The sequence below is a fragment of the Vibrio makurazakiensis genome (genome assembly GCF_050337375.1).
GTDB classification, from domain to species: domain Bacteria; phylum Pseudomonadota; class Gammaproteobacteria; order Enterobacterales; family Vibrionaceae; genus Vibrio; species Vibrio makurazakiensis.
Window position 1 is genome coordinate 1 of the sequence record NZ_JAKJSW010000215.1, and the last position, 6,692, is coordinate 6,692.

Consider the following 6,692-nt stretch of genomic DNA (forward strand, 5'->3'; position numbering starts at 1 on the left):
CTATTGCACCGGGTGAAAAAGTAGCAAACAAGGATTTCCGTATCATTGAAGAAATGATCGTGAAATCGCTGATCACGTCCCCAAAGAGTGGTACCGAATTTACCCTTGGTAAAAAAGTGAAAGTCAGTGGTCACGCTTGGGCAGGGTTAAGAAGCGTAGAAAAACTTCAGGTAAGTTACGACTATGGCACGACCTGGCACGATGCGAGGTTAAAAAAAGCTGTCAATAAAGGCGCATGGCAGCAATGGGAAGCTGACCTAGATTTACCGATAAGTGGCTATTATGAAATTTGGGCAAAAGCGACCGATAGCGAAGGCGATAGTCAGCCTGTTGTACAACCACAGTGGAACCCAAAAGGCTATCTATTTAACGGTTGCCACCGCATCGCAGTTAGAGTGTCGTAATGATCCAAATAAACAGAAAACCTCTAGTGAAACTGGCATTACTCTGCATGATTTTTACTTCTGTAACTCATGCAGAAGAAGTGCCAATCGACCCAAAGAAGCAGTTCGGAGTCGATAAGGAGTCAGGGTTAATCATGGCTCCCGGTTGGGAAATAGTGAAAGGTCAATGTAATGCCTGTCACACCAGCCTAATCGTTGCTCAAAATAGTGGCAACAAAGAGCAATGGCGAGAAACAATTCAATGGATGGTCGACACCCAAGGGCTTTGGGATCTTTCCGACACATGGGACCCCGTATTGAATTATTTGAGTACTTATTATCAAGACAAAGGCATCGACATGAACAAATACCGTCGTAAGCCAATTGATAGCTCACTCATGCCACCAATACCGGGAGAAAGCCAATGAAGAGACGTTCAATAAGATTAACGACATTCGTTAGTATTACTGCAATCGCGATACTCGCGTTATCTGGTTGTTCAGACGAACAAGAGCCAATACCTGCAGAGCGATCATCGACATCACTAAATCCGACATTAAAAGAAGAAGTGCTGACGGATTATATTCCCAGCTTAGTCGTTGCAGATAAGGTYGCTGGTGAAAAGTTAGTAACCAACTTATGTAGTCAATGTCACGGTGACAAAATCATCCCATTTGTGCAGTCTTATCCGAATATTAAAGGTCAAAAATCCAGCTATATTCTTAAGCAGCTTCGTAACTTCAAAAGCGATGAACGCCAAGATTTATATATGCAGTCGGTCGTCAAACACCTATCAGACCAGGATCTGAAAAATGCAGCTGCGTTCTACAGCACCCTAAAACCACTCGATTTATATGACCGAAGCAAAGAGTACTACCACCAGTAGCCTAGAACTTGAATACAAAGCCATAAACGGTGGCTACAATTTTTGAATACATTATTACTCTATTCTAAACATCACACACCAGATGGACTTGGTGTGAATAATACATTCTTGATGAACTGATAAGATACGTATGTAACCACAACCGTCGCCACCAGCAATTCGATCACCGCCAAGACCCAGACCTGATCAACATATTCATCACCGACCCCGTTTGCAGCAAACCACTCCGACAGTTTGAACAAAGCGGTAGCACCAATCACCATAGGGAATGTAAACGCCGCATAACCTGAGCTAAACGGTAATTGAAGAAGATTATAGAACGCCAGATAAATGATCACTGTCATCAGCAGTGAAATTCCAAATAACAACGCGATAATAACGGGTGAAGGTGACGCTGTGACATTCAAATATCCCGCTAATGACAAGCTTGCAGGTGCCGCCAAAATGGCGAGCGTTGGTTTTGCCGAATCAGGAATCTCATGGGCAAAGATTAGGCGGTATATCATTACAGGTAACATGACGGCATAAGCCACCATGCCAAACATTAATGTGCCGTACGCGATTGGCGCTAACAGAATGTTACCAGAAAACGACACGTCCGCCACAATAATTCCTACGGGAGGAACAAACCAACTTGGCACCATATGATGTAACTCAAACTCTTTTGAGCGGTGGTATACAAAGCTAGTAAGAAAGACAATATGTAGCGCAATAGCAATCAACCAAAGCCCGTCTCCCGCTATCGGATAAAAGTGCCCTAGTGAATTGGAAACAACCATAGTCCCCATAGCGAAAGTAGGAACAACACTGCCTACAATGGGGTGAGCAAGATCTTCTCTCAGTAAATGATTATGCAGTAAGAACTTCAACAGCAAAATTAACAACAATACCGTAGCAATACATGCCCCAACCCACTGACCGTATCCATGAAGTTCGACTGCACTCTCCCAGCACCAACCGAGGCTTGCAATCCCCAAAGCCAAACCAGCCATTGGCGTTGGTGCACCCATTATTTTAGCGGAAGCTCTGTGCATACGTTCACCTTAGAATTGGCGTGTTATTGAGTATAGTTGCTACTGAGTTCCTACTAACTAAAAGTGATACAGGTATGAGGTGAGCTAAGCCAATATTCTACGTATTTCTTCCATCTCTTCTTGCAAGCTAATCCCATTGTACTGAGGAGCTAATGAAAGGTCTTCTACCACAACAGTCTGGCTTGACTGAGTATCACCTAGGCGCACAACCTCTTCACCTTTAGGGTTGTAAACTCGACTTCCCCCGCAGTAACTTGCTGTAAATTCATTGGTGATATCTTCACCGACTCTATTACATGTAAGGATATGCTGGCCATTCTCTAAAGCTCTTGCCTGAGCAATTGCAAAGCTGTGTTGCCCGCCAAAGTTGGCAGGGTGAAGAATCACATCCGCTTCATCATATTTTCTCATCAGCTCAGGGAACCAAATATCAAAACAAATAGCTACGCCGATCTTTAAGCCTTTGAACTCAAATGTTAGAAGATTTTCACCTCGTGAAAAGTATTGCTTATCGATTCTATTTTGACTGATTTTCCTGTACTTATATCGCAAGCCATTTTCATCAACGACGGCAACGCTGTTGTAGTACTGGTTATTTTCTTTTTCAGCGATTCCGGCAACAAGCGTCGTCTTATAAGTCTTAGCCATTCGGGTTAGGCTATTAATTGTCTCACTATGACTAAAGTCTTCGCTTAGATTATGAATTTCTTCCGCCGAATCAAATATATAACCTGTCGAGAACATCTCTGGTAGTAATGTGATATCGCCTATTTCGGCAGATTCAGCGAGGATATTTTCCACGGCCAATATGTTTTTCTGCCTATTTTTTTGCTCTACCTTAAGCTGAATAATAGTAAAACTAACACTTTTCAAATCGAGTCCTATTTAAATTAGAGGCTTTTCTCGGGGCAATATATGATCAAATAGGACACCCAGCAAAATTATCAGAAATAGCATACTTTCAGCCAATACAAGAGGAGAAAGTATAAGGTTTATTTATATTAAACATTACGCTATGCCTCAGTAGAGAAGCTTTGTGACTTCCCCCCTGACAAATGAATTAACCATCGTATAGATTCATTTTGAAGATGTAGGATTGCTTTTGATATCCCACTCAGAAATGCTCTTGTGTTCTTGCCTAATTTTGTAATATATACCGTTAGATYTAATAGCTTGAAGTCCTGCATTGAACTCCAAAATAAGCTCTTTTGCTCTCGGCCACTTCTTACTAACGCAAAGGTGGTTTTCATAATAGCTGTGACCAGGAGCTCTCGCGTATTCAAAGCCTTCATGGAAGTTAAGCTTTTTCGCTAGCTCTGATGAAGCTTCCATACCAGCATAAAAAACCTGAATGCGATTTAGTCCAGTCATAATAATGCCTCTGTCTAAGCTTACAACTAGATAGGTATCTATATCATTAAGGGTCAGCTCTTTTTCTGCCACAAACCCTCGAACTGTCGAGATGGTAACGTTTCTCTTTTTAATTTCGTCCCAAGATACATCTTTTAAATCAGTGGCTCCCTTTTGGTAAATAAATCCTAAGTTAAAAGCACTTATTGGATCAGTAAAATAAAGAAACTTCTCCCTTTCTTCTGTTTTKCCACAAATAGTCATGCCAAATACATTGCCATCTTTAAGCTCGACCAAAGATCGTTTAATCGGCACTACATTAAACTCGACTGAAATCCCTTGGTACTCAAGTGCCTTAGTAATAACCTCTATATCGTGCCCCTGAATATAATCAGTACTGCCCAAAATTGAATATGGAGGGTAATCTATAGTATTGATGACTACTGATTTTGAGCTGATTTGTGCATACGAAAAGCAAGAAATTGAGGAGATAATGAAGGAAAGAATAGCGGCCAGCTGTGAGCGTATACTCATATTTTCCATTCCTAAGTAGATTTAGGTCGTCTTATTAACGTAGTTCCGTGAGCTTGTTTTTTCAACTTTGCCGAATTCAAAGCGACAATACCTCTATCGTTTAAATCTCTAACCTGACCGCGTTAGAATGTAACGTAAGCTATGTCCCTTCTACGCGTTGCGTTGAGTTTGGTCTACTCGTGACTTATTTATTATTAATACCATTATCTTAGTCGCACCTGAATACGCTCACTCACATGTAACGCACAGTAAAATGCCAAGTATTCCGAAYCCAATGTTAAGCCATTAGCTAGCTGTCTAGGCTAACGACAACCCACTACTAATGTATAACCAACAGTATAAGTCAGGCGGTTAAAAACCAGGTACTCGAACGGTCACCCTAGCGTTGTTTAGCTATAATGTACCCAGCAATACAGTAGTTGAAATGTAATTGGAGGGAATTATGGTTCATGCCCTGTGTTTGTTAGCTCTGTTACTGCCAAGTACATGCTTAATGGCTCAACAAGAGCTTTTGGTTGTCAGAGGAGACGGCAACTGGGCCCCTTACGAAATGACAATTGATGGGAAGCTGACTGGTTTTCACGTGGAAACTATCCGTGAAGTCGCAGAAGTAATGAATCTTAAATTAACTATTAAGACAGTGCCGTGGGTTCGAGCGCTCAAAATGGTTAAACAGGGGGAAGCGGATGCAATTACGTTCCTAGCTAAGACTGAAGAAAGAGAGAGTTACATATTCTATGCAGAAGAAAACATACTCTCTAGTGTTGAGCACTATTTGATCAAGCATAAGTCCAGTCACTCCATTTCTTTCAATGGCGATCTTGAGAGCCTTAGGACTTATTCAATCGCCTATAATCAGGGTTTTACATTTGGAGAAGCGTTTGAGAAGGCCAGTTATCTCAAAAAGACAACAACACAAAATACAGAACAAGTGGTCAATTTAGTGATAAAGGGACGAAGTGACCTTGGAATTATAAAGTTTCGGGATCTAAAAGAAGAATGGATATCAGATAAAGTAAATCAGTTTAGTATTATGGAGCCAGTTTTCCATTCAAAATATACCTATATTGGATTTTCTCTCAGCAGTAAGAACAAAGATCTAAAAGTAGAATTTACACGAGCCATGAAAGAGTTTAAAGCCTCTCCTCGTTATCAAATGCTTAAAAGAAAATATGATCTTTAGCCATTTCTAAACACTACCGTTCTACAAGTGCGTAACGCTGTTCAAAGGGGTTTTCCTTCAATCCCAATTTGAACATAAGGAGCATTGAGCGCCAAAATGGAACGATTTGTTATCGCTCCCCTCCAAGTATCTCTAGCATAAATTTATTTGGGTGTGGCCAAACTTCACTCTCAGGCCTATCAAACTGCAAAAATTATTGCTCATGAAGAAGCGTATAAGTGGATGAAAGGAAATCTACATCCAGACTTAGCTTTACCAGATCAAATTTGGCAAGGTAAGAGAAAGTCTTTAGTTGTTGGTGAGCAAGAGATAGAGTTTCATTATGTTGGAATGAGCCACGGTATGGGGATGACAGTATTTATATTACCTAAACAAAAAGTGGCTTACATTGCTGACTTAGTAACACCCAACCGAGTAATGTTCGCTATTGTACCTGACTTCAATATCAATGAATGGAAGCGAGCCTTAACTGATATAGAAGCTTTAAACTTTGAAAAGGCAGTATTTTCACATTCTCATGCACAAAGTCCCATTGGCAGAAAACAAGATGTCGTTTTAGAACGTGAATACATAGAAGATTTGCAAGCAGCTATCGTAGCTGAGTTTAAAAAAGGCTCATCATTTGAATCAATACCAGGAAAAATTGAGCTAGAAAAATATAAGCATTGGGTTGGTTACAACGAATGGTTGGAAATGAACGTGCTACGAGTAATGTTAGATATGTGGATGGGCCCATATCCGTGGCACCAAGCGCCCGACTATCAGGCAGAATAACTTACGACAAATTCGAAGGGCAATGGTAAATAAGTTCTTGCTCACTAGCCTGATTGAGCAGGTAAATCACCTATGTCAGCGGCGTGATCGTCTGAGTATAAGAGGTGAAAGGCGATAATAACGGCAATAGAAACCATAAAAGTTGCCTCTTCGTAGTCTAAACTTACATAAGTTTAGACTACGAAGAGGCAATATCACTTTCATAACACCTGTGTTGGCAGCTTCATTTTCTCGCTTGACCAACAGGTCTTCAAACTCACTTCTGGACAGGAATGAGTTATTCGCACCCCATATTTGACCTAAGTGTATGAATCGCACTTTCTTCATCCTAATTCGAGTAGGAAATAACGTTCCATAAACGCAGCTCCCTTTTCATAAAAAGTTAATATAAATCACCATTGATTTATAAACCACAATCTGTATTATCCCGCCCCGTAAATTTTGCCTTATTACATAAACAATCGGATTATCATGAAAAAATCAATCTTACTTTCGAGCTGCATATTCATGTCCTTTTTATCGACAGCTTCAACATTAAGTGACACGAT

Annotated in this window: 8 protein-coding genes; 5 read left to right on the plus strand and 3 right to left on the minus strand. The window is 40.6% G+C overall.

Annotation, left to right across the window (positions count from 1 at the left end; translation table 11 throughout):
* The 3 genes from L4C33_RS18135 to L4C33_RS18145 form a co-directional block, all read left to right on the plus strand.
* A partial coding sequence (locus L4C33_RS18135; protein WP_489686449.1) for a molybdopterin-binding protein occupies window positions 1-404 on the plus strand: 404 nt, incomplete at its 5' end.
* Entirely contained in the window at window positions 404-811 is a 408-nt protein-coding gene (locus L4C33_RS18140; protein ID WP_428813814.1) for a cytochrome C, read from the plus strand. The genes L4C33_RS18135 and L4C33_RS18140, both read left to right, overlap by 1 nt.
* Entirely contained in the window at window positions 808-1,269 is a 462-nt protein-coding gene (locus L4C33_RS18145) for a c-type cytochrome (RefSeq protein WP_428813815.1), read from the plus strand. The genes L4C33_RS18140 and L4C33_RS18145 overlap by 4 nt, the downstream gene beginning before the upstream one ends.
* A gap of 71 nt (window positions 1,270-1,340) precedes the next feature.
* On the opposite strand, the gene L4C33_RS18150 is transcribed toward L4C33_RS18145, so the two are convergent.
* The 3 genes from L4C33_RS18150 to L4C33_RS18160 form a co-directional block, all read right to left on the minus strand.
* On the minus strand, window positions 1,341-2,303 hold the full coding sequence (locus L4C33_RS18150; RefSeq protein ID WP_428813816.1) for a TDT family transporter: 963 nt from the start codon (window positions 2,301-2,303) through the stop codon (window positions 1,341-1,343).
* Window positions 2,304-2,387: 84 nt separating this feature from the next.
* A complete protein-coding gene (locus tag L4C33_RS18155) occupies window positions 2,388-3,176 on the minus strand; it encodes a carbon-nitrogen hydrolase family protein (RefSeq protein ID WP_428813817.1) in 789 nt (262 codons plus the stop codon).
* A 204-nt stretch (window positions 3,177-3,380) separates the two neighbouring features.
* Entirely contained in the window at window positions 3,381-4,187 is an 807-nt protein-coding gene (locus L4C33_RS18160) for a substrate-binding periplasmic protein (protein WP_428813818.1), read from the minus strand.
* Window positions 4,188-4,680: 493 nt separating this feature from the next.
* On the opposite strand from L4C33_RS18160, the gene L4C33_RS18165 reads away from it, so the two are divergent.
* Together L4C33_RS18165 and L4C33_RS18170 are read left to right on the plus strand one after the other, a co-directional pair.
* Window positions 4,681-5,370 carry a substrate-binding periplasmic protein gene (locus L4C33_RS18165; protein WP_428813819.1) on the plus strand — a complete coding sequence of 230 codons (690 nt, stop codon included), beginning with the start codon at window positions 4,681-4,683 and terminating at the stop codon, window positions 5,368-5,370.
* A gap of 153 nt (window positions 5,371-5,523) precedes the next feature.
* On the plus strand, window positions 5,524-6,144 hold the full coding sequence (locus L4C33_RS18170) for an MBL fold metallo-hydrolase (protein WP_428813820.1): 621 nt from the start codon (window positions 5,524-5,526) through the stop codon (window positions 6,142-6,144).
* The last annotated feature ends 548 nt before the right edge of the window (window positions 6,145-6,692 follow it).

Bases quoted from the DNA above. Each gene is read 5' to 3' on its own strand.
- L4C33_RS18150 (WP_428813816.1), bottom strand. From the start codon at position 2,303: ATGCACAGAGCTTCCGCTAAAATAATGGGTGCACCAACGCCAATGGCT.
- L4C33_RS18165 (WP_428813819.1), top strand. From the start codon at position 4,681: ATGGCTCAACAAGAGCTTTTGGTTGTCAGAGGAGACGGCAACTGGGCC.
- L4C33_RS18140 (WP_428813814.1), top strand. From the start codon at position 404: ATGATCCAAATAAACAGAAAACCTCTAGTGAAACTGGCATTACTCTGC.